This is a genomic window from Streptomyces asoensis, assembly GCF_016860545.1.
Classification (GTDB): domain Bacteria; phylum Actinomycetota; class Actinomycetes; order Streptomycetales; family Streptomycetaceae; genus Streptomyces; species Streptomyces asoensis.
The window spans coordinates 1987276-2010649 of record NZ_BNEB01000002.1 but is presented as its reverse complement, the minus strand read 5'-3'; the positions used below and the strand labels follow the sequence as shown (position 1 = coordinate 2010649).

Genomic DNA, 23374 nt, shown 5'->3' with positions numbered 1-23374 from the left:
CGCCCGGGGCACAGCGCACTCCGCGGACGCCACCTCCTCCGCGCCGGCCACCGGTCGGCTTCACCACCGACCCCTTGGACGCCACCGTGCACCTCGCCTCCACCCGGCCGGGACAGCGCCCGCCCGCACACCGCCCCCACGCCCGACGGTGGTACCTGGCGGCGCTGTTCGCCGACGCGGTCGGCAACGGCCTGTGGACGCCCCTGGCGCTGATCTTCTTCACCCGCGCGCAGCACATACCGCTGGACGTGACGGGCGCGGCGCTCACCGCGGGCGGCCTGATCGGCCTGCTGACCGGCCCCCTCGCCGGCACGCTGGTCGACCGCTGGGGCGCCCTCCCGCTCGTCCAGCTCAGCAACGTGCTGCGCGGCGCCGTCTTCCTGGTCTATCCGCTGATCACGTCCGTGGGCCAGCTCATCGCCCTGGCCGCCGTGCTCGCGGCGTGCGAGCGCCTGTTCTGGACGGCGAACACCCCGGCCCTCGAACAGGTCGTCGGCAAGGACGGACTCCTGCCCGTCCTCGCCACCCAGAACATGCTGCGCACCGCGGGCTGGATGACGGGCGCCGGACTGGCCGCCGTCCTGAGCGCCGCGCTCCTCCAGCACCCCGGCCGCCTCCATCTGATCGCCTGGCTGAACGGGGCGACCTTCCTCGCCGCGGCCCTGCTGATGCTGGGCGTGCGCGTGCCCCGCCGCACCGGCGCCCCGGCCGCGTCCCGGCCGGCACCGAAGGCGACGGGTCCGGCCTGGCGCCGCACCCTCGCCGACCGCCCCTTCCTCCTGCTGTGCCTGACACAGCTGGCGTTCGCGCTGATGACGGACAGCCTCACGGTGATGCTGCCGCTGGTGGCCCTCGACGTCCTGCACGGACCGTCCTGGCTGCCCGCGGCCGCGCTCATCACCAGTTCCGTGGCGCTGCTGCTCGCCCAGAAGCAGGCGGTGCGCCGCTTCGGAGGGCACGGCTCGGCGCTGCGTCCGCTGCGGCTCGCCTGCCTGGTCTTCGCCGTCGCCTTCCTGCTGCTGGCGCCCGCCGGCCGGCTGACGCCGGGGTGGGCCGTTCCCGTGGTCCTGGGAGCCGCGGTGGCCGGCGCCGTGGCGGATGCCCTGTTCGCACCCGTGATGACCGTCCTGGCCAACGCGGCGGCGCCCGAGGAGTACAAGGGCCGCTACAGCGCGACCTTCCAGCTGGCCTGGGGTGCCGCCGCCGTGCTCGCCCCCGCCGTGGGCGCCTTCCTGCTCACCGCGGGCAACGCCGTCCTGTGGCTGACGCTCGTCGCGCTCGGCGCGGCGACGGCCGCGCTGACCGCCCTCGTACCGCGACGCGGTGAAGGAGACACCCCCGCATGACCGAGCCCGCAGACCCGCGCAGGATCCTGATCGCCGGCATATCCGGCGCCGGGAAGACCTCGCTCGCCGCAGCCCTCTCACAGCGGCTCGGCATCCCCCACATCGAGATGGACGCCCTGTACCACGGCCCGCACTGGTCGCGCAGAGCGGAGTTCACCGACGACGTGGCCCGGTTCACCGCGTCGGAGGCCTGGGTCTGCGACGCCCAGTACCACTGGATCGTCGGCGACCTGCTGGCGGCCAGGACGCAGCTGTTCGTCTGGCTGGACCTGCCCCGGCACACGGTGATGCACCGGGTGATCCGCAGGTCGCTCTCGCGCGTGCTGCTGCGCCGCCCCCTGTGGCACGACAACACCGAGACCTGGCGCGCGCTGCTGTTCTCCCCCCGCCACCCGGTGCGCTGGGCCTGGTCCCGGCACGGCACGCGACGGGCCGAGACCGCCGCCTGGTTCGCCCGGCATCCCGACGTTCCCGTGGTCCGTCTGCGGACGGCCGCGCAGGCCAGGCGCTGGCTGCGTTCGCTGCCGCCCGCGGGCCGCACCCACGACGGTTCCCGCGCGTGACGGCGTGTGTGGCAGGCCCGTTCGCGGGCCTGCCACACACGCCTGACGGGCCCTCTCAGCCGGCGGCCGGGTCGGCCGCCGGGGTGACGTCCGCGCCCAGCGACCGCAGGTCGCCCACGATGTCGCGGTATCCGCGGTCGAGGTGGTGCGTGTTGCGCAGCACGGTCCGTCCCGGCACCGCGAGCGCGGCCAGCAGCAGCACCGCGGCCGCCCGCAGGTCGGTCGCCGTGAGGTCCTGGCCCGTCCGGTGCGGGGTCCTGACGCCGTCGACCCTCAGCGCGTAGTCGTCCTGGACGGCGTCCATGCCGAGGGCGGTCAGACCCGGGACGTAGCCGTAGCGGTGCTCCCACACGGCCTCGCTGATGAGCGTCGCCCCCTCGGCCCACCCGGCCATCAGCGCGAAGAAGGGCTGGCTGTCGCTGAACACGCCCCGGGAGGCGGCGAGGACCTCGACGGGAGCCAGGGGCCGTTCGGCCGGGTGGGCCGTGACCGAGTCCGCCTCGTGGTCGGTCACCACGCCCATCCGGCGCAGCACGTCGAACTCGGGTGCCAGCGCCGCCACCGCCCGGTCCATGCCGGGGCCCGTGATGTGCACCGGCCCGTCGCCCACGGTCACGGCCGCGCAGATCCAGGTGACGACCTCGATCAGGTCCGGCGGCAGGGTGTAGCGGACGTCCCGGCGCAGCGCGCCGATGCCGCTGCCGCGGATGACCAGGGTCTCCGGGCCGGTCCACGTCATGTCGGTGCCCAGCTCCCGCAGGACGTCGATGAGCGCGACGACGTCCGGCTTGGGATAGAGGTGGTGCAAGGTGGTGACGCCTTCGGCCGCCGCGGCGGTGAGCAGGGCGGTCTTGGTGGCTCCCCCGTAGAGCGGACCGCTCATGAGCGCCCGGTTGCGGGTGTAGTCGAGCAGGTCGATCTCACAGCCCGTCAGCCGTGCGGCCCTGACCTTCAGTCCGCCCTCGGCGGTCGTCCCGCCGGTCGCGCCGAAGCGTTCCATGACGTCCAGGACATGGCGCACCGGACGTCCCTTGGGGCCCTCGCCGATGCGGCAGCCGCCGCTGGCGGGCAGATGGACGGATCCCAGGCGGGCCACCAGACCGGGCACGAGGTAGAGGGAGCCGTGGATCGAACTGACGAGGTCGGCCGGGAGCACGTTGTGCTCGATCCCGGAGCCGTTGAGGGTCAGGGTGCCCTCGGCGTACCGCGCGCGGCCGCCGAGTGTCGTGAAGACGCGTGAGAGCACGTCCGTCTCCACGATGTCCGGGCAGTTGTCGAGGACCACGTCGGCGTCCGCCGCGACAGCGGCGGCTGCCGACGTGACCAGGGAGTGCTTGAAACCGGAGGTGCGGACCGATCCGGCGATCCGCTTGCCACCGTTGACTTCGAGCACAAAGTCCTCCAGGAGGGGACGGGGACCGGCAGGTCCGGCCCCCTGGGGAAGGGGACGAGGCCGCGTCACGGGCTGACGCGGCCGAAGGCGGTGAACGCCTCGTGGGTGACCGGCATGAGCTTCGCCCAGGCCGTCTCCATCTGTTCGGCGACCATCTCGATCTCCCGCTGGGGGTGGGAGACGTAGGCCGCGTCGGGCCGGTGGGTGCGCAGGCTGAGGAAGTGCATGAGCGCCCGCGCGTTGCAGGTGGCGTACAGCACGCTGTAGGTCGAGACGGGGAGCACCAGGCGCGCGATCTCCCGCGCGATGCCGCTGTCCAGCAGCCGCTGGTACTCCTCGAAGGCGACCTCGTAGGCCCGGGTGGCGGACCGGACCACCTGCTGGTGGTCGTCGGTGCTGCCGCCGACGTACCGGTAGTCGCCGGGCTTGCCCTCCTGGCGCAGCAGTCGGGTGGCGTCGGGCACGTAGAACGCGGCGCCGACCTCGCGGTACCGGGCGCTCTCCTCGTTGAAGGACCAGGTCCGGTGGCGCATGAGGTGGCGCACGGTGAAGATCGGAGCGCGTACCAGGAACGTCATGGAGTTGTGCTCGAAGGGGCTGCCGTGACGGCTGCGCATGAGGTAGCGGATCAGTCCGCGCGTCGAACCGCCGTCGTACAGCTCGTCGTTGGCGTCTTCACCGGCGGTGGACACCCGAGCCGCCTTGACGACGGCGAGATCGCTCGCGCTGCTGTCGACGAGCTCGACGGTGATGTCGCTGCGCAGCTCGATCCGGGGTGACTCCATGACCCCGACGCGGCCGGCGTCCGCGGTGGCAGCGGCCGCGGGGAACTCCGTCATGTCCTACCCACTCTCCGCCGGCCCCGCATGCCGAAGCCGACCATTGCTGATGAGGCCGATGCCGACGAGTGTGGGGCCGCCTTCCTGCCGGGTCCTTGCCCGCACGCTGTTGCCACGCTCGCCGTAGACCTTGCAAGGAGGCTCCGGTGCGGTCGTCCGGGCCGGGGCGTGCGGCGGGTCGTGCGAGGTCACGGGCGTGGGAGATCCGATGCGGGGTCGGGTGTGGAGCCGGTCGCCGGGGCAAAGGAGTGCGGGCGGCCACGGGGTTCACGTGGCCGCCCGCAGGCGTGCTGGGCGTGGAGTGCGGCGGTCGGCGGGCCGCCGTCACCGGTCGGCGGGACCGGTCAGGGCTTGGCGGAGTACACGACGCCGGGCAGGTTCTGGGCGGCGGAGCCCCACACCTGGTCGTAGAGGGAGGTGTCGGCTCCGAGCGTGTGGAGCAGCCAGGAGGTCGTGACGCCGTAGGTCAGTTTCAGCTGGACGGCGCGGGTGACGGTGCCGCTGTCGCAGCCGATGCCGGAGCTGTCCTCGAACCCGCAGTGGAAGCCGCCGGTGATGACCCGCAGCTGGGTGTGTGACGGCTTGGCGTCGTACATCTTCTGCTGGTTGGCGGCGACACCGGCGATGGAGTCGGCGCTGCCGCCGACGTACTGGACGGGAATGCCCAGGGTGGCGGAGGCGGCGACGGCCGACGGGTTGGTCTCGGCGGCGGCGAGGGTGGTGACGGACTTGACGGCCGGGTTGCGGCCGGCGGCGACCAGGGCCGCGCCGCCGCCCATCGAGTGCCCGGAGAGGGCGAGTTTCCCGGTGTCGACCCGGTCCGCGAAGCGTGAGCCGCTGGTGGTGTTCTGCGTGGTGAGCCAGGTCAGAGCCGCGTTGAGGTCGTCGGCGAACGCGGAATGACTGGGGAACAGGCCGCCCTGGGACTTGGGGGCGACGGTGATCACGCCCCAGGAGGCGTAGTGCTTGAGCAGGCTCTCGTACTGGGTGATGGCCTGGAAGAAGCCGTGCCCGAAGGCGAGGCCGGGATGGGCGCCGGCGGCGACGGGCGCGTTCGCCCCGGCCGTCGTGCCCGGGTACCAGACGCGCGCGCTGTACGAGCGGCCCGCGGCCGACACGGTCAGGTCGGTGTAGGCGACGGGGAACGATCCGGCGGTGGAGGGGTCCGTCGCCCGGACCGTCGGCGAGGCGGGGTGGGCCTCGGCGCCCGGTGCGAGGGTGAGGGCGGCTGCCGCGGTCAGCAGCACCGCGGTCATGGACCGCAGGAGTGTACGGAACACGAGATCACCTTTTCCGTGAGGAGGAGCAGTGATTCCTGGTGGTACGTCTCCGTGAGGGGCGGGGCGTCGTCCGGTTCGGGGCGGACGGGCCCCACCGCTGCGGGCTTGCGTGGGAGCCCGGGGCGGTGGACGAGGGGACCGGTGCGGCGGCTTCGCGGCCGAGCGGTCGGGGGGCGCGGTGGCGCGAGCGCCGCAACCGTGGCGCGGGCGCTGCGTGACGCGGTGAGCGTGGCGCGGGCGGTGCGAGAGGCGGTGAGCGTGGCGCGGGCGGTGCGCACTCGACGGGCCGCCGTGGCCGTCCGCCGGGGGCGCGCGGGACGTTCAGCCGCCGAAGCGGAGGGTGAAGTCGCGCAGGGTGAGGCTGAGAAGGGGCGCGCGGCGCACGAGCGCGGCGAGTCGGCTGTCGTCGGGCACGGTCCATTCGGCTCGCGCCGGTCGCAGGGTGGCGCGGCTGCGGACCCGGGTGGTCTTGAGCCGGCCGTCGAGGGACTGTGCGAGCCGGTAGGCCAGCGGCGGACGGCCGGGCAGGCGGCCCCGGGCGGTGAAGCGGGCGGTGGCGAGTGTCCCTTCGCCGGTCTTCGCGACGAAGGAGGCGCCGTGCGCCCGCCGGACCTCGAAGGTGGCCATCTCCTTGGGGATGCCCCACAGGGCGCGGCCGCCGGCCATGGAGGCCTCGCTGTCGACCCAGATGTCGGTGATGCAGACGCGGAGACGTGCGCCGTCGCGGACGAGCACGGCGCTCAGCAGCTCGTCGTAGTGCAGGACGCTGTCGTTCTCGTAGACGACCCAGGCCGCAGCGACCAGGCCGCGGCCGCCGAACCGGAAGGGGCGGGTGCCGGGCGCGACGGGGGGAAGTTCCGCGCGCGGCACGAGCCAGAGGGACACGTACATCTGTCCGGCAAGATGCCAGGGCTCATCCGGGTAGACGGTCATGGCGCGTCCGTTCCGTGAGGTGGGGGGAGGCGCAGGGCGCCCGGGGCGGTGGTCGGGACGGCCGGCCGGCGCGGGGGGACGGGTGCGACGTGGCGGTAGGGCCGGCCGGGTTCGGGGCGGGTGTCGCTCTCGCCCTTGTTGGGCCACAGGGCGGCGGCCCGCTCGGCGAGGGCGGTGATGGTGAGCGAGGGGTTGACGCCGAGGTTGGCGGAGATGGTGGAGCCGTCGACGACGTGCAGGCCGGGGTAGCCGTGCAGGCGGTGATAGGGGTCGATGACGCCGGTGAGCGGGCTGTCTCCGACCGTGCATCCGCCGATGAGGTGCCCGGTGGTCGGTACGTCGAACAGGTCGGCCCAGGTGCCACAGGCCTGGCCTCCGACGCGTTCGGCGGTGGTGCGGGCGGCGCGGTGTCCGGCGGGGATCCAGGTCGGGTTGGGCGCTCCTTCGCCGAGCCGGCTGGTGAGCCGGCGCCGTCCGGTGCGGGTGCGCCGCAGACGGGTGGAGACCGAGTTGTCGAGCGTCTGCATGACGAGCAGCACCACGGTCTGCTGCGACCACCGGCGGGGGTTGTGCAGGGCGGGCAGCCGGCGGACGTCGCGGGCCATCGCGGCGAGTCCCACGCGCAGGCGGGAGCGGCCGGGCACCGGGTCGACGAGCATCGCGCCGAGCAGGGCGAGGAGGTTGCTGCCGCGGCCGTAGCGGACGGGCTCGACATGGGTGGTGTCGTCGAGCTGCACGGACGAGGTGATGGCGACGCCGCGGGAGTAGTCCGCGTCGCGTCCCGGGGCGCGGACTCCGAGGACGGCCTCGGAGTTGGTGCGGGTCAGCCGTCCCAGGCGGGGTGAGATGTCGGGGAGGCCGCCGTCGTCCTTCAGGGTGTGCAGGAGGCGCTGGGTGCCGAGCGCGCCGGCCGCGAAGACTACGTGCCGGGACGTCAGGCGCTGCCGCCCCCGGCCCGGGAGCACGCCGGTACGGACGGAGGTGACGGCCCAGCCGCCGGCGCGCCGTTCGACGCCCGTCACGGTCCGGCGGTCCAGGACGCGGGCGCCGGCCCGTTCGGCGAGGCCCAGGTAGTTCTTGGGCAGGGTGTTCTTCGCGTTGTGCCGGCACCCGGTCATGCAGGCGCCGCAGTGGGTGCACGCGTTGCGGGCGGGTCCGGCACCTCCGAAGTAGGGGTCGGGCACCTCGGCGCCGGGGAGGGCACCGGCCGGACCGAAGTGGACGCCGACCGGGGTGGTGCGGAACGTGTCGCCGCAGCCGAGGTCGCGGGCGGTGTCCCTGAGCAGCACGTCGGCCTCGGAGACCAGCGGGTTGGGCGTGACGCCGAGCATCCGGCGGGCCTGCGCGAAGTAGGGGGCCAGCTCGCGGCGCCAGTCCGTGAGGGAGGCCCAGTGCGAGCCTTCGTAGAACGCGTCCGGCGGTTCGTACAGGGTGTTGGCGTAACCGAGGGATCCGCCGCCGACGCCGGCGCCGCTGAGGACGAGCACGTCACCCAGGAGGGTCATGCGCAGAATGCCGGTGCATCCCAGGCGCGGCGCGAAGAGGTAGCGGCGCAGGCGCCAGGAGGTCTGCGGGAGTTCGGTGTCGGCGAAGCGCCGCCCGGCCTCCAGGACGCCGACGCGGTAACCCTTCTCCGTGAGGCGCAGGGCGCTGACGCTGCCGCCGAAGCCCGATCCGATGATCAGGACGTCGTAGTCGAAGCCGCTCATCCGTCGTCCTCCTGCGTGAAGTCGGCCAGCAGCGGGGTGACGAGGCGTTCGAGGTTGGCGCGCCGGGCCTGCGGGTCGACCGAGGTGAGCGGCAGGGGGCCGTCGCCGCCGGACAGGTGCGGCAGGAGCGCGAGGTGGGGCAGGAACACGAGGAGGATCGACAGCAGCGCGTCGAGGTCGGCGTCCTTGCGCAGGTCCCCGGTGGCGACGGCGCGCTCCAGCAGGGGCCGCAGTCCGGCCAGGTAGACGGCGTTCACCGGCGCCCGGACGGCGTCACGGACCGCGGGGTCCATCTCCATGTTGGTGGCGGCCGTCACCCCGCGCTCGAGCGGCTGTCCGGCGAAGTAGTCGAGCCACGCCTCCAGCGCGTCGACGAGGTAGGTGCGGAAGTCGCCGGACTCGTCGTAGCCGTCCAGCCACGGCTGCATGTGGGCGTAGACGCGCAGGGACGTCTGCTCGGCGACGTAGGCGAAGAGATCGAGCTTGCCGGAGAAGTACTGGAACAGTGAGCCCTTGGCGACACCGGCCTCGCGGGCGATGACGTTCAGGCTGCCCGTGGAGTAGCCGTGGGTGCCGAACTCGTCCATGGCCGCGACGAGTACACGCTCTCGGCGGGCCGGTGACAGCCGGTCCCAGGTGGGCGTGGGCATGGGCGCTCCTCCGTGTGACCGGGCGGTCATGTGACCGCCCGGTCATGGTGGAGCGGCCGTCCACTGATGTCAACGGGCTTGGCGCACATGGTTGTTGAACGGGGCTCATGCATTGACAGCGCGCGGCGGGCCGTCCAGCCTGTGATCGACCGGGGACATGACCGGGTGGTCACAAGGAGGCCGGCGTGCGGAACGTGTGTGTGATCGGGGCCGGTTCTTCCGGGATAGCCGCCTGCCAGGTTCTCGCCGACAGGGGCATCGCCTACGACTGCTTCGAGTTGGGCTCGCAGGTGGGCGGCAACTGGCGCTACCTCAACGACAACGGACAGTCGTCGGCCTACCGCTCGCTCCACATCAACACCTCACGTCAGATCATGGAGTACGCCGGATTCCCGATGGCGGACGACTGTCCGGTGTATCCGGGGCACGCCCACATAGCCCGCTACTTCGACGCGTTCGTCGAGCACTTCGGGCTGCGCCCCTCGATCAGGTTCCGCACCGAGGTGGTGCGGGTCGTCCCGGACGGGGACAGGTGGACGGTCACCTCCCGCCACCGCGACACCGGCGCCCTCGAGACGGGGGTCTACGACGCCGTCCTGGTGGCCAACGGCCATCATTGGAAACCGCGTTGGCCCGAGCCGGAGATCCCCGGCGTCGCAGGGTTCGCGGGCACCCGGATCCACTCGCACCACTACCGCAGCCCCGAACCCTTCGCCGACCGGCGCGTCCTCGTCCTGGGCATCGGCAACTCGGCGTGCGACATCGCGGTGGAGGTCTCCCGCGTCTCCCGACAAACGTTCCTGGCCATGCGCCGGGGCGCGCACATCCTGCCGAAGTACCTGTTCGGCAGGCCCACGGACCACCTCACCCACTCCTGGCTGGCCCGAATGCCGCTGGCCGTGCAGGACCGCGGCCTGCACCTGCTGCTGCGGCTCAGCCGCGGTCGGCTGGCGGACTACGGCCTGCCCGAACCCGAACACCGCGTCCTCGCCGCCCATCCCACGATCTCCGACGACCTGCTCTCCCGGCTCGGCCACGGCGACATCACGGTGAAACCCGTGCCCCGCCGGATCGACGCCACCCAGGTGGCGTTCGACGACGGCAGTGTGGAGGACATCGACACGATCATCTGCTGCACGGGGTACGACATCGCGTTCCCGTTCCTCGACGACGAGGTGATCGACGTGAGCGGCAACGATCCCGGTCTCTACCACCGGGTCGTCTCCCCCGACCGTCCCGGCCTGTACTTCATCGGCCTCGTCCAGCCGCTCGGTGCGATCATGCCGCTGGCGCAGGCCCAGTCCCACTGGGTCGCCGACCTGTTGCAGGGCCGGTGCGCCCTGCCCGGGCGGGACGGGATGCTCGCCGAGATCCGCGCCCACCGGGCCCGGACGGCCCGCCGTTACGTGGCCTCGCCCCGGCACACGATCCAGGTGGACGCACGGGCCTACCTCAGGGAGCTGGCCAGGGAACGCGCACGGAGCGCGGTGCGACGCGGGCGGGGACGGCGGTTCACCCTTCCTACAGGTCGATCCAGTACCGCCTCTTGAGGCCGGAGCCGGCAGCGCGGACGTCCTCCAGGACGCCGCCGTTGCGCTCGATGCTGCGTGCGGAACCGGTGTTGTCGTCGTCGCAGGTGACGAGGACCCGGTCCAGACCGAGCGCACGGGCCCGCGGAAGCACCGCGCCGAGGGCCCAGGTCGCCAGTCCCCGCCTGCGGGCGGAAGGGCGGACGCTGTAACCGATGTGCCCGCCGACGTCGAGCAGCAGGGCGTTCAGGTAGTGCCGCACATCGATGGCCCCGAGATAGCTGTCGTCCTCCACGATCCACCAGTGGGTGGCGTGGACGCGGCCCTCTCCCACGGCGACCGACCGGTCCGACTGCCGGCGCAGTCGCTCGACCCAGGTGCGGAACACGTCGGGGTCGCGCAGATCGCCCTCGGGAGCCAGGCGCAGACCCGTCCCGTCCTGATGGGCACCGGGAGGCCACTCCGCGCACGCGGCGAGCCACGAGGACCGAAGCCGGGCCGCGGGTGCGATCAGTTCAGGCATGGGGCGACGCTAGCACTCCCCCACCGGCCGCCCCACGTACTCCGCGCCACGCCCCGACGGCCGCGCCCCGACGGGAGCCGCTGACGCTCCCGGTGCGGGCTGAACTGCACCGATTCCTCCGGCAATTGCGTTTGACGGACGACAGCGGGCAGCTGTTGGCTGGGCCGGTGACCGACCTTCGCATCCAAGAGGTGGACGACGACGCCTCGATCCACGACTGGCAGCACGTCCACAACCTGATCATCCCCGGCGACGTGCTGTCACTCGACGACGTCCGTGCCCGCACCGGCCGCAACCGTATGGAGGTCGCCCACCTCGGCGACGTCCTGATCGGCTGCACCACCGTACGCCCGCCCACCGAGGACAACGGCGCCACGGCCACGGTCATCGCCCGCGTCCTGCCCGAACACCGCCGCCGCGGCCTCGGCACCCGGCTGTACGAACGCGCCCTGGGCCAGGCCCGTGCGCTGGACGCCCAGGTGATCGAGACCGTGGTGCTGGCCTCCAACCAGGACGGGCTGCGCTTCGCCGGCCGGCACGGCTTCGTGGAGCTCGAGCGGTATCTGCTGCGCGACGGCGACACCGTCCCCTGGATCGACCTGCGCCTGGCCTGACGTCATCCGAGGCTGGTCAGGACGGAGCCGGGCCAGGCGCTGTCCCCGAACACACCGACCGGGATGGCGAGCACGCCGTAGTCGCGCCGGAGCGTCTCCGCCGGGATCCCGACCGGGAAGAAGTAGTTGCCGGGGCAGGTCCGGCTCGCCGCGGGGATCGCCGTGAGCACGTCGTCCGGCAACCGGTCGAAGAGCCGCTCGGCGCGTGCCGCCAGGTCGTCGACGATCTGCCGGGGCACCTCACCGTGTCCGGTCAGCAGACGGTCGGCGAGGCGCAGTTGGGCGGGCGTCGGCGGATCCGCCCGGAACGCCTCGGCCCATGCGGTCTGCGCAGGATCCAGGACAACGATGCCGAACGTGCGCGGCCACAGCCATCCCTTGGTGACCGAGTGCAGCAGGACGGCGCGACCGGTGTCCAGCAGGCGCCGGGTTCCGGGGGCGAACGGGGCGCCGAGGTCGTAGACGCTGTCGATCAGCAGGCGGCGGCGCGGCGATGCCTCCAGCCACGAGATCACCGCGGTGCACTCGTCGTCGGACAGGTAGCGGCCCAGCGGCCTGCTCGGGTTGGCGAGCAGCAGATACTCGGGCCGGTGGTCCGCCGGTGAACCGGGCAGGACCGGTACCGGCAGCGTGGGGTAGGACGCCGGCTCCAGGCCCGCGGCGCGGGCCAGTTCGAAGTAGACCGGGTACACATCGCCGGGCAGCCACAACCGCGCCTTTTCGGCGTGCAGTTGCCGGAACACCACGGCGAGCCCGTGCCGGACCCCTCGGCAGACCATCGCACGGCCGGACCACTCCTCAGGCAGTGCGTAGCGCCGCAGCCAGGCGCGGGCGAGATCGCACCGGTGCACCGTGTTCATCTCGGCCGGTTGTTCCGGTCGCAGCGCGGCGAGCGCCCGGTACAGGTTGGTCTCGGCGGCGTCGAGCAGGGCCGAGGAGGCGCAGAGCTGCCGCTGCCGGAACGCCTGGAACTCCTCGAAGTTCATGCCGGCGCGCCTTCCGCCACGATCTCGCTGGCCCGGTCCTCCAGGGAGGCGTAACAGCGGCCGTCGGCCATGACGTTCCAGCTGCGGGCGATGCCGTTGGCGCGCTCCCAGAGCAGACTGGGCTCGGTGTAGGCGGCGACGCGCAGCGGGCGCCCGTCCCAGGTGCCCTGGTAGACCGGCGCGCCCCAGGGCAGACGGCTCGCCGGTTCGAAGCCGTGCTCCTCGGCGAAGCGGGTGACGACGGCCAGCGGCACCTGGTGCTCCCGGCTCCAGACGTTGGCGGCGCGGTCGAAGTAGAGCGACTCCGTGCTGGTCGACACGTAGAGCTCCTTGAAGCAGACCTCCTCGACGCCGAGGGCCGCGGCCCAGGAAAGGTACGCGGCGACCCCGGCCGCGTCGGCGACGCCGCCGTGCTGGAGCACGCAGATCAGCCTCATCCGCAGTCCCGGCCACCGGTCGCGTTCCGCGCGCCAGGTGTCGACGACGGAGGCCACCGGCGTGCGCAGCATCATCAGCCGCTCGTTGACGTCGTCGTCCTGGTGGTGGCGGGAAACGGCCAGCACGCTCAGTCCCGCGGCGCTCAGTGCGGCGAGGCGGTCGGCACGGTCGGCGTGCTCGCCTTTCGCCAGGGTGTGCGCGTTGGTGATCAGGACGACCTTCGGGAAGGCCGCCGAGCACGCGGACACCAGTCTCACCTGCTGTTCGAACGGTATGAGCGTGGGCTCCCCGCCGCCGGTGATCACCGCACGCTCGGCACCCGCCGCACGGGCGCGCTCCAGCCAGTGGCCGACCGCGTCCCACGGGACCCGGGCGGGCGCCTGGTCGCTGGAGATCGACGCCGAGGAGAAGCAGAAAGAGCACCGGGCCTGGCAGGCGGACGCGACCGGCAGGACCGACACCGAGCGCGGTGTCGTGTCGGCGTAGCGACGGTGTGCCGCCGTGTGCAGGCTCAGGGAGGCCGCCATCGCGTCCTCGACGGTGGTCGGGCGCAGAGTGAACTCGTCTCCGTCCCCGTCGAGTTCGTGGATCGCCGACAGCCGGATACGGTCCTCGTGCAGCTCCGTGCCGAGACCGGTCGCCACGTTGGGCACGAGCCGGTCGGGATCCACGGTGGTTTCCAGCACCAGCAGGCGGTCGCCCGCGATGGCCAGCCGGTCCAGCAGTCGCCGCGCCTTGCCGATGCCTATGCCCAGTTCGGCACGGGTCAGCAGATGGAAACGGTCGGGGAAGGTGCTCTCCGGAATCCCCGCCTTGCCGTAGGCGTAGGCGTACTTGTCGAAGCCTCTCGCGAAGTTCGACAGCACGATGACGTGGAAGCGCTGGTCATTGTGGTTCATCCGCTCATCATGCATGAACGGACCCGGGACGAAAGGGCCATTTTCCGGAGGGAACGCGGTGTCCGACCCCGCTCCCCGATGTGGCCCGGCCCGACCGTGAAACTCCCCTCTCTCGTCCTGCCCGACTCGGAATCGTCCGAGGCCGCCGTGCTGCGCGAGGGCCTGCTGGCGGCCCTGGACGCGGCGGGCTGCGAGCACGACGTCTGCGCGGTCTTCAGCCTCCCGGGTCGGGACGACCACGTGCCTCACCGGGACCGTCACCACCTCGACGTGATGCACAATCGGGTCGACCTCGCCGGTCCCACGCCCTGACGCGGCTCACGTCGCCCCCGCCGGCGTGGCCGTCCACGGACGACCACCCGCGAGCGCGTCGGGGGCGGCCGGTCGTGTCGGGACGGTCAGTACAGCGTCAGGCCGAAGACCGAGAGGACCTCCGCGACGGGCTGGTAGTAGGTGACGCCACCGGACGAGCAGTTGCCCGACGAACCCACCGCGAACCCGAGGGCCGTCGGCCCGGAGTAGGCAGGCGCCCCGATGTCACCGGCTTCCGAGCACGCGGTGGAGCGGAACAGGCCGTAGACCGTGCCGTCGGCGTAGTTGACCGTGACGTTGACCGCGGTCACCGTCCCGCAGTGGACGCCGCTGGTCCGTCCGACGTGGCAGACGGACCGCCCGATCGTCGGGTTCGCGGCCCCGGTGATGTCCTGGTAGGCACCCCCGCCCAACGCGATGTCTCCGGGGAGGATCAGCGCGCCGGTGGTGTAGCGGACCACGCCGTAGTCGTCGATCGGGTAGGAAGCGCCCGCGGTGACACCGACCGGCACGGTGCGGGCCGCGTCCGCGTACCACGTGGTGGCGTGGGTGCCGGAACAGTGGCCGGTCATCACGGCGTAGTGGTTGACCCCGTTCACCGCGTTGAAGCCGACGACGCACTGCGCGCCCGTGGCCGCGTACAGCACGGTGCCCCCGCGGATCGTGGGCACCTGGAGGGCCGTGGCGCCCGTACCGGTTCCGAACAGCAGGGCCAGCACCGCTGTCACGACCGCGGTGAACATCGGCAGGCGGGTGTGCGGACGTCTCACGGCCCCTCCAGGGCAATCGGTCGTCTCGTACCGGACAGTGCCCCCATCGTGCGGCAGACGACGCCCACGGCGACAGACGCGGTCCAGCCGTCCCGCGGCGGCTGCACCTGCCGGGACAGGGGCCATCGCCCCGTACGAACGGCTACGGGCAGGACTCCTCGAACTTGACGGCGGTGAACTCGACGGGCTGCCCGGTCAGCGACGCACCCGCGGACGGGCTCTGCGTGCACACCTTCCAGTTCGACTCCACCAGGATCCAGCGGTCGTCCGGGAGGGCGTCCTGCACGGTGATCGAGGTACCGGAGTCGAGCGCGGCACGTGCCGCCTTCACCGACTTGCCGGCGAAGGCAGGCATCTTGCCGCCCTGCGCCTTCGGCGGCGCTTCGTCCTTCGCCGGGCAAGTCTCCGCCAGCTTCACCGCGCCGAAGTCCAGTTCCGTGTCCGTGGACTTGACGACGCCGGCCTTCACGTTCTGGCTGCACACCTTCCAGTTCCGGTCGAATGCCTGCATCCGGTCCCGGCCGAGCGCGTCATGCGAGGTGAGCTTGTAGAAGCCGACCTTCTGCGCTTTGTCCTGGGCGGACTGAAGTCCCATCCGGACGAAGTCGGGAACGGCCGCCTTCTTGGCCTCGTCGGTGACGGGCTTGCTGTCACTCGCCTGCTCGCCGCTCTCGTCCTTGGCCGTCTGCGCCTCGGCGGTCTTCGTGACGGTGACCGTGGGCTGAGGCCTGACGTCGCTGCCGGCAGCGACCTTCTCCTGGCCGCCGTTGCCGGAGGAGCCGATCCCGACTCCCACGAAGAAGACGAGGATCGCGGCCGGAACGACGATCCGCTTCCGCGCCCACCCGGGCTTGCCACCCTGCCCGGCCATGGGCCCGGCGAAGGGCGGCTGGACGGACGGCGGCTGGTTGTACGACATGTGTCCCCCAAAGATCAGTTGGCGCTAGACGACCGTAAGGGGCGCGACGCATGGCCGGAACTTTTCGAGGGCCGATCTGATGAAAGCGTGATGAAAACGTGAACATTGAACTAAAGGACCTGGTAGAGCAGCTCTCCGTCGGCGCGAGGCGAACCAGATGCTCGCTCAGCCCGTCCAGAACGACTGGCCGAAACCCCCTGCCCCTTCTCGCAGCCGCGCGGCACAAATGGATTGCGGCCGAAGATCGGGGTGCGGATGCTTCCCTCATGAAGATGCACGCCAACCAGCTGACGGTGTCCCCTGAGACGGTGCGCGTGTTGGTGGAGCAGCAGTTTCCCGAGTGGCGGAGCCTGCCGGTCAGGAACATCGCCGGGCCGGGCACGGTCAACGCCATCTTCCGTATCGGCGACCGGTTCGCGGCCCGGTTCCCTCTCGAGCCGGCGGACGTCGAGTCGACGCGGCGCCAGTTGAAGTCCGAAGCGGAAGCGGCGCGCGAACTGGCGGGCCGCACACGCTTCCCCACACCGGAGCCGGTGGCGCTCGGTGAACCCGGGGCCGGCTACCCGCTGCCCTGGTCGGTGCAGACATGGCTTCCGGGTGTCATGGCCGACACGGAGGACACGAGCAACTCATCTTCGTTCGCAGGCGACTTGGCCGACCTCATCGGCGACCTCCGCGCGATCGACACGCAAGGGCGCACGTTCACCGGCACCGGCCGGGGAGGCGACCTGCGTCCCCATGACACGTGGATGGAGACCTGCTTCGGGCGCAGTGAGCAGCTCCTGGACGTCCCTCGGCTGCGCCGGATCTGGGCGACTCTGCGGGATCTGCCCCGAGGCGCGGCGGACGACGTCATGGCTCATTGCGATCTGATCCCCGGCAACGTTCTCGTGTCCGCCGGTCGGCTGACGGGCGTCCTCGACGTCGGCGGCTTCGGACCGGCCGACCCTGCGCTGGACCTCGTGAGCGCGTGGCATCTGCTCGAGGCCGGGCCGCGCCAGGTACTCCGTGCCCGACTCGGCAGCGGCGACCTGGAATGGGAGCGCGGCAAGGCGTGGGCATTCGTCCAGGCCATGGGGCTGGTCTGGTACTACGTCCTGAGCAACCCGGCCATGAGCCGGATGGGCCGCCGCTCCCTGGACCGCATCCTGGCGGCCGAGTAGGCGGACACGCCGTCCGCGTGAGCCGCGTGTCCCGCCGGGGCAATGCTTTCTCGTCGCATCGCCGTTCTCTTGTCGCCTCACCCTCGTCGGTCAGACGCGCGGTCCGAGGTGCAGGCCGCCGCTCGCGTCGATGACCTGGCCGGTCACCCAGCGGGCAGCGTCGGAGGCGAGGAAGGCGACCACGTCGGCCACGTCGTCCGGGCTGCCCAACCGGTCGAGCGCCGTCAAGCCGGCGATCCGGGCGGTGAGGCCCGGGACGTCGAAGACCGCTCCGTTGGCGGCCGTCCTGGTGGCTCCGGGAGCGACCGCGTTCACCGTGATTCCCCGGGGACCGAGCTGGTTGGCCAGGGTCATGCTCATGGTCTCGATCGCGCCCTTGGTCATGGCGAAGGAGGTCTGCGCGGGGTTGGCCATCCGGGTCGCGACCGAGGAGATCGTGATGATCCGGCTCCCCTCGCGCAGCAGGGGCAGTGCGCGCTCGACGATGAAGTACGGGGCTCGCACATTCACCGCGAACATGCGATCGAACTCCGCACGGGTGGTCACTCCTATCGGTCCGGCCGGCGGGGCCGCCGCATTGTTGACCAGGATGTCGAGCGGCCGGCCGGCCAAGCCTTCCTCGACACCGGCGAAGAGTGCCTCGACGTCACCGTCCACACCCAGTTCGGCTCGCACGGCGAGCGCAGTGCCGCCGACGCGCCGCACGGCATCGACCGTCGCCGCCGCACCGCTTTCGTCCGAGCCGAAGTGCACCATCACGGTGGCCCCTTCGGCCCCGAGCCGGGCCGCGATCGCCTGCCCGATGCCGCGCGAGGCTCCTGTCACCAGAGCCGTCCTGTTCCTCGGTCCGCTCACGTCGCCACCCCGTCATTCATGTTAGTCACTAACATCATGCTAGTGTCTACCATGTGAATGAAGGTCGACCAACCCTGCGGGAGCGAAGGCGATCCGAGACGCGGCGCCTGGTTCAGGCACACGCCGTGCGGCTGTTCACGGACCGCGGCTACGACGCGGTGACCGTGGCCGACGTCGCCAGTGCCGCGGGCGTCTCGGCCATGACCGTGTACCGGCACTTCCCCACCAAGGAGGACCTCGTCCTCATCGACCAGCCCGCCCAGCTCATCGCGGAGCGGGTCGCGGCATCGTCCGCGACGCAACCCCTGGTGCGTCGCGTCGGAGATGCGCTCGTCGACGCCGCCGCAGCCCTCACCGCGCACATGGGGGACGAACAGGCGCCGGGTGAGCAGTTCCTGCTCGACTGCCTCCACCTCATGATCTCGACGCCCGCGCTGCGGGCCAGGCACCTGGACAGCCAGTACGCACTGCAAGAAGCGATCGTGGACGCTCTCGGCAACGATCCGACCGATACCGAGGCCGCGTTCCGGGCCCGGGCGGCAACCAGCGCCTGCCTGGCCGCGACGCACACAGCCCTGACGCGCTGGACAGAGGACAACGGGCGCACCCCGCTCCCCGACCTGATCACCAGGGCCCTCACCGCGTCCTTCGGCGCAGACGCCGTAGCCGGCCATGCTGCGGACGCACCGACGGAGCGCTGCTAGGACCACGCATCGGCTGCCGGCCCGCGTCTCGTTCGGGGGCCGGCGCACGAAAGGGCCACGCGGGGCCGCCCCTCGATGCCGTCTGTCAGTTCACCCACTCGTGGTCGAGCACCGCGTAGACGTATTCGCTGCCCCAGCGATCTCCGTCGAGGTCGTTGTCGATCAGATGTGCTTCGCGGCGCATGCCCAGGCGTTCGCAGACTCGGACCGAGGCGGTATTGAGAACGTCGAGGCGGGCGAAGACCCGATGCACACCGAGCCGGTCGAAGGCCAGCGCGACCAGAGCGCGGGCCGCTTCGGTGGCGTAGCCACGTCCGGCGTACCGGGGGTGGACGACCCAGCCGATCTCCGCCTGGCGGGCCGCCGCGTTGCTCAAGGTGAGGACCACTTCGCCGACGACCCCCGGCTCGTCCGCGCGGCACACGGCCAGCAGCAGCACGTCGCCATCGGCCTCCCAGGCGGTCCCGCCGGCCCGTGCGGCGATGGACTCCGCGCAGCCCTCCCGGGTGAGCGGAGCCCGGTAGAGGTACCGCGCGACCTCCGGCAACGACTGGTAGGCGTAGCGGTCGTCCACGTCACCCGGTGTGAACGGACGCAGGACCAGGCGTTCGGTCGTGACGGTCGCCGGGACGTGCCGCGGTTCGGCCTTCATCGGATCCCTCCCCCGTGTCAATGACGGCTCTTGTCAGACTAGTCGGTCCGGTTGTGCCTCGAACGGCCCGGCAGCAGCACACAGGTCACGTGATTCAATCCCCCTATGGAGGAGACCGGATCGTACCTGGGACCCCTGCAACTGGTCGGCGACGTCTGGGGATTCGGTGACGCCACGCGCCCGGACACCCACTGGGTGGAGGTCCGCCCGGACGGGCTCCGGCAGCACGTGCCCGGCTCCGCAGGGCGGTCGGTCCCCTGGAGCAGGATCATGACCGGCATCTGGATCACCTGGGGCAACCAGTCCTGGAGCACCGACGGCAGGGGCGTGTACACGTTGAAGGGCACGGTCGCGCCGGGTGTCAGCGGCTGGATGCGCATGACGCTGCGGCACCCCTACGAGGACGACCAGTTGCGCTTCGACCAGCACACGCGACCGTACCGAGCCGTTGACGCGCTCCGCCTGGAGTATCTGCTGCGGCACCTCGTCGCCCACGAAGAGCTGCCTCTCCTGGGCGACCCGCAATGGGTCGGCCGCGCCGTTGCGCACCTGACCCGCGAGCAGCGCCGCTGGACCACGTACCGGTCACTGCGGCGGTCGGGTGCCGAGGCCGTGGCAGCGGCCGGACCGGCCGGCATCTGACCCGGCGGCGTCTGCGCCCCGGAGGATGAAGGGGCGTGACCGGCGCGCGACCGCGTCTCAGGCCCACACCACCCTGACCACGGCATGGCCCGCCGCAGCCGCCCTGCCGTAGAACTCCGCAAGGTCCCTGTGACGGTCGAGGAGCTCCTGCCTGATCTCCTCCCCGCCCTGGCCGCGCCCGCCGAGCCCGGCGCCGGCGATCTTCCACAGCTCGTCGAAGGAGACGCCCGCAAGGAATCGCGCGGTTTGTGACACCTCGAACGGCTCCAGAATCATCAGAGATTTCTCGCACTGATCCGGCCCGGTCGACCGGCCCGACCCGCACGGCCCGACACGGCCCGGCACGGCAACGGAGCCCACCGCAGCTCACCGCACCGGTGATGAGCCTGGCTGTACCGGATCGCCACCCACGCCTGCCTGGACCGGCGGCGAACAGGACGCCGAAAGGAGGGAGTTGGTGCGTCGCTGTACCGACGCAAGCGTGGCCACGGACGTCGGCGCGCTCGCGGCCCTGCTGCGGGACGACGTCCGTTGCTCGATGCCGCCCGCACCGGACCTGCACGTCGGACGCGAAGCCGTGGTGCGCGTCACCGCCGCCTGCCGGCACACGGTACGGAGTAGGCTCAAAGCGGGTGTGCACAGGTCACGTTGCGGGGAAGAATGGCCGCCATGACGTACGAAGGCTCATCCATCGACCCGACCAAGCCCAGCATCGCCCGCGTCTACGACTACCTCCTCGGCGGCAAGGACAACTACGCCGTGGACCGTGAGATCGGCGACGTGTTCAAGCGCGACCTGCCCGGTTCGGTGGCCATCGCCTTCGCCAACCGCTCGGCGCTGACCCGGGCGGTCAGGGAGATCGCCAGCACCACGGGGATACGGCAGTTCATCGACCTCGGCAGCGGCCTGCCGACCGCGGACAACGTCCACCAGGTCGCGCAACGGCACGCTCCCGAGTCCCGGGTCGTCTACGTCGACACCGACCTCCAAGTGCTGGTGCACGGCCGCGCGCTGCTGGAGAACAACGACCGCACCCGCGTCCTCGCGGTCGACGTGCGCGACCCCGAGGGTGTCCGCACGCACCCCGACACGCTCGAACTCATAGACTTCACCCGCCCCGTGGCCGTGATCCTCAGCGCCATCCTCCACCACGTGAACGACGACGAGGACCCGGCCGGCATCGTCCGCTACTGGCGCGACCACGTCCCCTCCGGGAGCTACTTCTTCATCAGCCACTTCCGCTCCGGCAACAACCCCGAGACCGAGGAGGCCGAGAAGGTTCTCCAGCAGACGTTCGGCCGCGGCCGGTGGCGTACGGACGCGGAGATCGCCGCCCTGCTGGACGGCCTGGAGATCCTCGATCCCGGGATCGTCCCCGCCTCCCTGTGGCACCCGGACGAGACCGAGAACCCCTGGAGCAATGGCGAACCACGCGAACTCACCGTCTGGGAACACCTCATCGCCGCCGGACTGGCCAGGAAAGCCTAGGCGGTGTCGCTCGGCTGAGCGGGCCGACAAAGGAGCAGAGCTCCTCGTCCTCGCGCTTGCCACGGCGTCCAGGTCCGTAAGTCGGATGTTCACCCGTCCCCGCACTGGAGGTTCCATGCCCAAGGGCTACTGGGTCAGCGTCTACCGCAGCATTGCGGACCCGGAGAAGCTGGCCGCTTACAACGAGCTGGCCCGCGCGGCCGTCGAGGCCCAGGGCGGCCGGGTCCTCGTCCGTGGCGGCCGGGTCGTGGCGCATGACGCCGGAATCGCCGAGCGCACCGTCCTGATCGAGTTCGACAGCTTCGAGCAGGCCGTAGCGGCGCGCGAGAGTGCGGCCTACCAGGAGGCGCTGGCCGCCCTCTCCGACGGCGTCGAGCGCGACTTCCGCATCGTCGAAGGCATCGACTGACCGAGAGCGTCGATCCCGGTGGGTGGCAGGGCGCCTCACCGACCGCCACCCCAGGGCTCGACGCGGTCTCGACCTCGGCGTTCCGAGGTTCCGACGGACGGACGCGTCACGGAATTGACCCATGATTCCGCACCCTGATTGCCCCATGCCTCCTGTCAACGGAGCGACCAGAATGGTGATCACACGGGCGGTGGGTTCGCCGCCCGTCAGCCGCCGATTCAGGGAGCGCACACCATGAGCAGCATCCGTACGGACTTCGCGCCGGTCGTGACCCGGGCCGCCGCGGCCGAGACGACCAGCGACCCCAGCAGCACGATGACGCTGCTCGCGGACTCCGAGGGCACGGGCGGACTGCTGACCAGTTACCGTTCGACCTTCGCCGAGGGAGCGGTGGGAGCCCCGGCCCACTTCCACACCCGGGCCGCGGAGATGTTCTACGTCATCGACGGATCCCTGCGCGTCCTGCTGGGGGAATCGGTCACCGTGCTGAACGCGGGCGACTTCCTGCTCGTCCCGCCGCACACCCCGCACGCCTTCGCCGCCGCCCCGGGACACACGGCCGACGTGCTGTTCACCTTCACTCCGGGGATGGCCCGCTTCGACTACCTGCGGCTCCTGGGGCGGGTGATGCGCGGCGAGGCCGACTTCGCGGAGATCAAGGAGTCCTCGGAGCGCTTCGACAACCACTACGTCGACAGCCCTGCCTGGAAGGCCGCACTCGCCGCCGGCTGAACCGCCCGCCCGGCGCCGGCCACGTGCCCACCCCGCCCACGGGCGCACGGACGGCGACGGGGCAAGCGGACTGCGGTGGTCGCCCGAGGGGCCGACCGCGCAGTCCGCAGACGGTCTGCGAAGAGGTCAGCCTCCGAAGGGGTGGCCGCCTCGCGCCGAGCCGAGCCGTCCCGTGATCTTCTCGGCTCGTCCCAGGCGGAGTGCGGAGACGAGGAAGAAGACACCGCCCAGGAAGGCGTAGCCGCCCAGCGAGCTCAGGGAGGCGTCGGCCTTTGCGGCCTGGACCACGAAGGAGGCTCCGGCGAGCGTGGAGATCGCCCCGCTGGCGATCATCGGCCACCGTCCGGGCATGGCGCGTCGGTGGATGCCGACGGCCAGCTGCACGAGCCCGGCGGTGACGGCCCAGGCGCCCCAGACCCGCAGGACGCCCGGGATACCGGCGGTCGCGGCCGCCGCCAGACCCGCGGTGGTGAGGGCACTCAGGGCGATGTTCAGGTACAGGCCGCGCACCGGTCCACGCTGCGCCGTGGCGGACCTGAGGTCGACCACCGCGCACGCCACGTCGAACAAGGGGTAGATCACCAGCAACGTCGCGCTGAGCGGGTTCAGGGTGCGGGCGGAGGCGAGCAGCAGGCCAGTCCCCCAGGTCACCCGGGCCACGCTCTACCGGCACTTCAAAGGAAAGGAAGAACTGATCCTTTCCTACCTCCGGCAGGCCGATCACGGCATCCGGGGGCAGGTGGCCGCCGTCCGGGCACAGGGCCTGCCGGCAGCCGACACGGTCCGGGCCGTGAGCCGCTGGATCACCGACGGCATCCGGTCACCGGGTTTCCGCGGCTGCGCCTTCCTGAAGGCGGCGGCCGAGTACCCCGATCCCGCGCACCCCGTCCACCAGGCCGTACTGGCCCACCGGCAGTGGTTCCTGGAGACCGCCACGGAGTTGCTGGGCGACGCCGGCGGCACTCCCGCCGACGCAGCGGGCCGGCACTCCTCGGTGCCGCCGCCCGCGTGACCCTCCGTACGGGC

Annotated in this window: 26 protein-coding genes and 1 pseudogene; 12 read left to right on the top strand and 15 right to left on the bottom strand. The window is 71.7% G+C overall.

Translation table 11 applies throughout. The features are described 5' to 3' along the window. The first annotated feature begins 74 nt into the window (after positions 1 to 74). Together Saso_RS11910 and Saso_RS11905 are read left to right on the top strand one after the other, a co-directional pair. Positions 75 to 1346, top strand: coding sequence for an MFS transporter (locus tag Saso_RS11910; RefSeq protein ID WP_189919226.1), 1272 nt, complete (start codon positions 75 to 77; stop codon positions 1344 to 1346). Further along, positions 1343 to 1909: a P-loop NTPase family protein gene (locus tag Saso_RS11905; protein WP_189919225.1), complete on the top strand. Its 567-nt coding sequence runs from the start codon at positions 1343 to 1345 to the stop codon at positions 1907 to 1909. Before Saso_RS11910 ends, Saso_RS11905 begins: the two co-directional genes overlap by 4 nt. 55 nt (positions 1910 to 1964) lie before the next feature. On the opposite strand, the gene Saso_RS11900 is transcribed toward Saso_RS11905, so the two are convergent. The 6 genes from Saso_RS11900 to Saso_RS11875 form a co-directional block, all read right to left on the bottom strand. After that, positions 1965 to 3302 carry a hypothetical protein gene (locus tag Saso_RS11900; RefSeq protein WP_189919224.1) on the bottom strand — a complete coding sequence of 446 codons (1338 nt, stop codon included), beginning with the start codon at positions 3300 to 3302 and terminating at the stop codon, positions 1965 to 1967. Positions 3303 to 3367: 65 nt separating this feature from the next. Next, on the bottom strand, positions 3368 to 4087 hold the full coding sequence (gene thyX, locus Saso_RS11895) for an FAD-dependent thymidylate synthase (protein ID WP_189919553.1): 720 nt from the start codon (positions 4085 to 4087) through the stop codon (positions 3368 to 3370). Positions 4088 to 4485: 398 nt separating this feature from the next. Beyond that, positions 4486 to 5421: a poly(ethylene terephthalate) hydrolase family protein gene (locus tag Saso_RS11890; protein WP_229901138.1), complete on the bottom strand. Its 936-nt coding sequence runs from the start codon at positions 5419 to 5421 to the stop codon at positions 4486 to 4488. A 321-nt stretch (positions 5422 to 5742) separates the two neighbouring features. Next, a complete protein-coding gene (locus tag Saso_RS11885; protein WP_189919223.1) occupies positions 5743 to 6354 on the bottom strand; it encodes an acetoacetate decarboxylase family protein in 612 nt (203 codons plus the stop codon). Continuing rightward, positions 6351 to 8063 carry a GMC oxidoreductase gene (locus Saso_RS11880; RefSeq protein ID WP_189919221.1) on the bottom strand — a complete coding sequence of 571 codons (1713 nt, stop codon included), beginning with the start codon at positions 8061 to 8063 and terminating at the stop codon, positions 6351 to 6353. Before Saso_RS11880 ends, Saso_RS11885 begins: the two co-directional genes overlap by 4 nt. Next, the gene (locus tag Saso_RS11875) at positions 8060 to 8713 is read right to left on the bottom strand and encodes a TetR/AcrR family transcriptional regulator (protein WP_189919218.1); all 654 of its coding nucleotides are present in this window, start codon (positions 8711 to 8713) and stop codon (positions 8060 to 8062) included. Before Saso_RS11875 ends, Saso_RS11880 begins: the two co-directional genes overlap by 4 nt. Before the next feature lie 185 nt (positions 8714 to 8898). Between Saso_RS11875 and Saso_RS11870 the strand changes: the two genes are divergently transcribed. Beyond that, entirely contained in the window at positions 8899 to 10263 is a 1365-nt protein-coding gene (locus Saso_RS11870) for an NAD(P)-binding domain-containing protein (protein WP_189919216.1), read from the top strand. On the opposite strand, the gene Saso_RS11865 is transcribed toward Saso_RS11870, so the two are convergent. Beyond that, positions 10235 to 10765, bottom strand: coding sequence for a GNAT family N-acetyltransferase (locus Saso_RS11865; protein WP_189919215.1), 531 nt, complete (start codon positions 10763 to 10765; stop codon positions 10235 to 10237). The two genes, Saso_RS11870 and Saso_RS11865, sit on opposite strands and share 29 nt — an antisense overlap. A 167-nt stretch (positions 10766 to 10932) precedes the next feature. Here Saso_RS11865 and Saso_RS11860 point away from each other — a divergent pair, with 167 nt between their 5' ends. Continuing rightward, positions 10933 to 11379 carry a GNAT family N-acetyltransferase gene (locus Saso_RS11860; RefSeq protein ID WP_189919214.1) on the top strand — a complete coding sequence of 149 codons (447 nt, stop codon included), beginning with the start codon at positions 10933 to 10935 and terminating at the stop codon, positions 11377 to 11379. Between the two features lie 2 nt (positions 11380 to 11381). Here the strand turns inward: Saso_RS11860 and Saso_RS11855 are convergent, their stop codons facing one another. Then, a complete protein-coding gene (locus Saso_RS11855) occupies positions 11382 to 12365 on the bottom strand; it encodes an aminotransferase class I/II-fold pyridoxal phosphate-dependent enzyme (RefSeq protein WP_189919213.1) in 984 nt (327 codons plus the stop codon). After that, the gene (locus Saso_RS11850) at positions 12362 to 13702 is read right to left on the bottom strand and encodes a radical SAM protein (protein ID WP_229901137.1); all 1341 of its coding nucleotides are present in this window, start codon (positions 13700 to 13702) and stop codon (positions 12362 to 12364) included. The genes Saso_RS11855 and Saso_RS11850 overlap by 4 nt, the downstream gene beginning before the upstream one ends. Positions 13703 to 13798: 96 nt before the next feature. Between Saso_RS11850 and Saso_RS11845 the strand changes: the two genes are divergently transcribed. Then, complete coding sequence (locus tag Saso_RS11845) at positions 13799 to 14014, top strand: hypothetical protein (protein ID WP_229901136.1); 216 nt, start codon at positions 13799 to 13801, stop codon at positions 14012 to 14014. Between the two features lie 86 nt (positions 14015 to 14100). On the opposite strand, the gene Saso_RS11840 is transcribed toward Saso_RS11845, so the two are convergent. Together Saso_RS11840 and Saso_RS11835 are read right to left on the bottom strand one after the other, a co-directional pair. Continuing rightward, positions 14101 to 14784 carry a S1 family peptidase gene (locus tag Saso_RS11840; RefSeq protein ID WP_189919211.1) on the bottom strand — a complete coding sequence of 228 codons (684 nt, stop codon included), beginning with the start codon at positions 14782 to 14784 and terminating at the stop codon, positions 14101 to 14103. A gap of 142 nt (positions 14785 to 14926) precedes the next feature. Then, on the bottom strand, positions 14927 to 15703 hold the full coding sequence (locus Saso_RS11835; RefSeq protein WP_189919210.1) for a hypothetical protein: 777 nt from the start codon (positions 15701 to 15703) through the stop codon (positions 14927 to 14929). Between the two features lie 266 nt (positions 15704 to 15969). Between Saso_RS11835 and Saso_RS11830 the strand changes: the two genes are divergently transcribed. Beyond that, positions 15970 to 16866 carry an aminoglycoside phosphotransferase family protein gene (locus tag Saso_RS11830; RefSeq protein WP_203833519.1) on the top strand — a complete coding sequence of 299 codons (897 nt, stop codon included), beginning with the start codon at positions 15970 to 15972 and terminating at the stop codon, positions 16864 to 16866. Between the two features lie 90 nt (positions 16867 to 16956). Here Saso_RS11830 and Saso_RS11825 read toward each other — a convergent pair whose 3' ends face one another. After that, positions 16957 to 17691 (bottom strand): SDR family NAD(P)-dependent oxidoreductase, encoded by a 735-nt coding sequence (locus Saso_RS11825; protein ID WP_307822220.1) that lies wholly within the window; start codon positions 17689 to 17691, stop codon positions 16957 to 16959. A 155-nt stretch (positions 17692 to 17846) separates the two neighbouring features. On the opposite strand from Saso_RS11825, the gene Saso_RS11820 reads away from it, so the two are divergent. Beyond that, entirely contained in the window at positions 17847 to 18425 is a 579-nt protein-coding gene (locus Saso_RS11820) for a TetR/AcrR family transcriptional regulator (protein WP_229901135.1), read from the top strand. 85 nt (positions 18426 to 18510) lie between these two features. Here Saso_RS11820 and Saso_RS11815 read toward each other — a convergent pair whose 3' ends face one another. After that, positions 18511 to 19077, bottom strand: coding sequence for a GNAT family N-acetyltransferase (locus tag Saso_RS11815; protein WP_189919205.1), 567 nt, complete (start codon positions 19075 to 19077; stop codon positions 18511 to 18513). Between the two features lie 105 nt (positions 19078 to 19182). On the opposite strand from Saso_RS11815, the gene Saso_RS11810 reads away from it, so the two are divergent. Then, the gene (locus tag Saso_RS11810) at positions 19183 to 19719 is read left to right on the top strand and encodes a hypothetical protein (RefSeq protein ID WP_189919204.1); all 537 of its coding nucleotides are present in this window, start codon (positions 19183 to 19185) and stop codon (positions 19717 to 19719) included. 57 nt (positions 19720 to 19776) lie between these two features. On the opposite strand, the gene Saso_RS11805 is transcribed toward Saso_RS11810, so the two are convergent. Next, entirely contained in the window at positions 19777 to 20064 is a 288-nt protein-coding gene (locus Saso_RS11805; protein WP_268253205.1) for a DUF1877 family protein, read from the bottom strand. 315 nt (positions 20065 to 20379) lie between these two features. Between Saso_RS11805 and Saso_RS11800 the strand changes: the two genes are divergently transcribed. From Saso_RS11800 to Saso_RS11790, 3 genes are all read left to right on the top strand, one after another. Beyond that, the gene (locus tag Saso_RS11800; RefSeq protein ID WP_189919202.1) at positions 20380 to 21207 is read left to right on the top strand and encodes an SAM-dependent methyltransferase; all 828 of its coding nucleotides are present in this window, start codon (positions 20380 to 20382) and stop codon (positions 21205 to 21207) included. A gap of 115 nt (positions 21208 to 21322) precedes the next feature. Further along, positions 21323 to 21616, top strand: a complete 294-nt coding sequence (locus Saso_RS11795; RefSeq protein WP_189919201.1) for a DUF1330 domain-containing protein — start codon at positions 21323 to 21325, stop codon at positions 21614 to 21616. A gap of 234 nt (positions 21617 to 21850) precedes the next feature. Then, positions 21851 to 22348, top strand: coding sequence for a cupin domain-containing protein (locus Saso_RS11790; protein WP_189919200.1), 498 nt, complete (start codon positions 21851 to 21853; stop codon positions 22346 to 22348). A gap of 126 nt (positions 22349 to 22474) precedes the next feature. Here the strand turns inward: Saso_RS11790 and Saso_RS11785 are convergent, their stop codons facing one another. Continuing rightward, entirely contained in the window at positions 22475 to 22999 is a 525-nt protein-coding gene (locus tag Saso_RS11785) for a hypothetical protein (protein WP_189919198.1), read from the bottom strand. On the opposite strand from Saso_RS11785, the pseudogene Saso_RS11780 reads away from it, so the two are divergent. Further along, positions 22944 to 23336 (top strand): annotated as a pseudogene (locus tag Saso_RS11780) (TetR/AcrR family transcriptional regulator); the annotation flags it as partial. The gene Saso_RS11785 and the pseudogene Saso_RS11780 sit on opposite strands and share 56 nt — an antisense overlap. Positions 23337 to 23374 lie beyond the last annotated feature (38 nt).

Bases quoted from the DNA above. Each gene is read 5' to 3' on its own strand.
- Saso_RS11830 (WP_203833519.1), top strand. From the start codon at position 15,970: ATGAAGATGCACGCCAACCAGCTGACGGTGTCCCCTGAGACGGTGCGC.
- Saso_RS11795 (WP_189919201.1), top strand. From the start codon at position 21,323: ATGCCCAAGGGCTACTGGGTCAGCGTCTACCGCAGCATTGCGGACCCG.
- Saso_RS11875 (WP_189919218.1), bottom strand. From the start codon at position 8,713: ATGCCCACGCCCACCTGGGACCGGCTGTCACCGGCCCGCCGAGAGCGT.
- thyX (WP_189919553.1), bottom strand. From the start codon at position 4,087: ATGGAGTCACCCCGGATCGAGCTGCGCAGCGACATCACCGTCGAGCTC.
- Saso_RS11810 (WP_189919204.1), top strand. From the start codon at position 19,183: ATGGAGGAGACCGGATCGTACCTGGGACCCCTGCAACTGGTCGGCGAC.
- Saso_RS11865 (WP_189919215.1), bottom strand. From the start codon at position 10,765: ATGCCTGAACTGATCGCACCCGCGGCCCGGCTTCGGTCCTCGTGGCTC.
- Saso_RS11880 (WP_189919221.1), bottom strand. From the start codon at position 8,063: ATGAGCGGCTTCGACTACGACGTCCTGATCATCGGATCGGGCTTCGGC.
- Saso_RS11855 (WP_189919213.1), bottom strand. From the start codon at position 12,365: ATGAACTTCGAGGAGTTCCAGGCGTTCCGGCAGCGGCAGCTCTGCGCC.
- Saso_RS11850 (WP_229901137.1), bottom strand. From the start codon at position 13,702: ATGAACCACAATGACCAGCGCTTCCACGTCATCGTGCTGTCGAACTTC.
- Saso_RS11835 (WP_189919210.1), bottom strand. From the start codon at position 15,703: ATGTCGTACAACCAGCCGCCGTCCGTCCAGCCGCCCTTCGCCGGGCCC.
- Saso_RS11905 (WP_189919225.1), top strand. From the start codon at position 1,343: ATGACCGAGCCCGCAGACCCGCGCAGGATCCTGATCGCCGGCATATCC.
- Saso_RS11885 (WP_189919223.1), bottom strand. From the start codon at position 6,354: ATGACCGTCTACCCGGATGAGCCCTGGCATCTTGCCGGACAGATGTAC.
- Saso_RS11815 (WP_189919205.1), bottom strand. From the start codon at position 19,077: ATGAAGGCCGAACCGCGGCACGTCCCGGCGACCGTCACGACCGAACGC.
- Saso_RS11800 (WP_189919202.1), top strand. From the start codon at position 20,380: ATGGCCGCCATGACGTACGAAGGCTCATCCATCGACCCGACCAAGCCC.
- Saso_RS11790 (WP_189919200.1), top strand. From the start codon at position 21,851: ATGAGCAGCATCCGTACGGACTTCGCGCCGGTCGTGACCCGGGCCGCC.